This window comes from Syntrophaceticus schinkii, from assembly GCF_000946815.1.
GTDB lineage: Bacteria > Bacillota > DSM-12270 > Thermacetogeniales > Thermacetogeniaceae > Syntrophaceticus > Syntrophaceticus schinkii.
Genome location: NZ_CDRZ01000152.1, coordinates 1 through 1,348, shown reverse-complemented (window position 1 = coordinate 1,348; position 1,348 = coordinate 1). Strand labels below are relative to the sequence as shown.

Annotated in this window: 2 protein-coding genes; one reads left to right on the top strand and one right to left on the bottom strand. The window is 41.2% G+C overall.

The window, feature by feature from the left end:
• Positions 1 to 484: 484 nt before the first annotated feature.
• Positions 485 to 1,021, bottom strand: coding sequence for a hypothetical protein (locus SSCH_RS06605; protein WP_044664778.1), 537 nt, complete (start codon positions 1,019 to 1,021; stop codon positions 485 to 487).
• Positions 1,022 to 1,163: 142 nt separating this feature from the next.
• Between SSCH_RS06605 and SSCH_RS06600 the strand changes: the two genes are divergently transcribed.
• Positions 1,164 to 1,348 (top strand): vWA domain-containing protein (locus tag SSCH_RS06600; RefSeq protein WP_044664777.1); only part of this gene is annotated, 185 nt, incomplete at its 3' end.

The following is a 1,348-nucleotide window of genomic DNA, read 5'->3' as shown; positions in this document are numbered from 1 at the left end:
CTCAAAATCCTCCGATTCTCGTTGAACGTGACGAAACCTATCACTTGATAAAGATGTTTGTCATCAGTTGAATATTTCTTTGGAAAGAGTCGAGCAGTTGGCCACAATTCCCCATGTCAGAGAGGATATGTTCAGCAGGGACTGGTAAAGATGAGCATAAAACGAAACCCACCTTGCAAACAGGGTGGGTGTTCGGGTGGTAACCTGTACCTTTGCGAGGGGATGGGCTTTTCTCCTCGAGTTTGCTCCTCCCGTATAACCAGGGGAGGATAGCGAGTCGATTATTTTCTAGGCCAGCCGTTCTTTACTTGGTGATATATACTTTTTCCAGACTGGGCTTGAATAAGGGATCAATCTTCAAATCTTTAACATTATTTCTGGTAGATGATACCATGCAATTCCACATCATCTTAGGTTCGGTTTTTTTAAAAATGAAGTCCTGGTTAAATCATTGCGGTTTTTCCGGTTTTGGTGATCTGAGCTGTTACTCTAACACTCCGGCTAACGGCTTTTGGCTGAAATAGTCCAAAGCCTGATTGACACTGTATAGATCATATATTTTTTTCTCCAGAAAGAACATGATTATCAAATCAAATGTGTTGCTTTCAGATAAGGAGTAACCGGCGGCACTTAAAAGCCTGTCGGTTTCTTTTTTATTCAGTTCCAGGGCCAGGGCCAGCGCTATCACAGTATTTTTCCCGGGGCGGTAATCGGGATTGGACCTTATTTTAGAGAAGTGCCTGCGGTCTACTCCGGCACTTTTATAAACATCTGAATCGCTGGCGCCTTTCTTATCAATGAAGCTGAATAATATCTGATGAAATGTTGGTTTGCGGTTATCTTTAATAAAGTTTTCTAATTCAGTATCCGGTAAACCTATATAATCATGTCTTACATCTAATTCAGTATCCAGTGTATCTATAGAATCATATCTTACAGGTTCATAAAGGACATAACCCAGCCGCTCTAGGTGTTTTTCGACATACTCCTGTAGTTCCATTAACAGCTTTTCGTCAAGCATATCCATATCCTCCCTTAAAAGAGATCAGGAGAACCATCCCCCTGATCCGTACCCGCCCAAAATGTCGCTTGACAGGCGACCAAATTATGGATTGACTTGGCTAATATTATAACATGAACAAAAAACTGAAAGGATGATATGTATGAACATGAATTTAACAGAGATTATTTTTCTGCTTGACAGGAGTGGTTCAATGGGAGGGCTGGAAAGCGATACCATCGGCGGTTTTAATGCTTTCATAGAGAAGCAGAGCCAATTGGAAGGAGAAACAATCGTCACAGCAGTCCTTTTTGATGACAGGTACGAAATATTATGGAATGGCGTTAA

Excerpts from the sequence above, each read along its gene's own strand:
- SSCH_RS06605 (WP_044664778.1), bottom strand. The coding sequence starts at position 1,021 with ATGCTTGACGAAAAGCTGTTAATGGAACTACAGGAGTATGTCGAAAAA.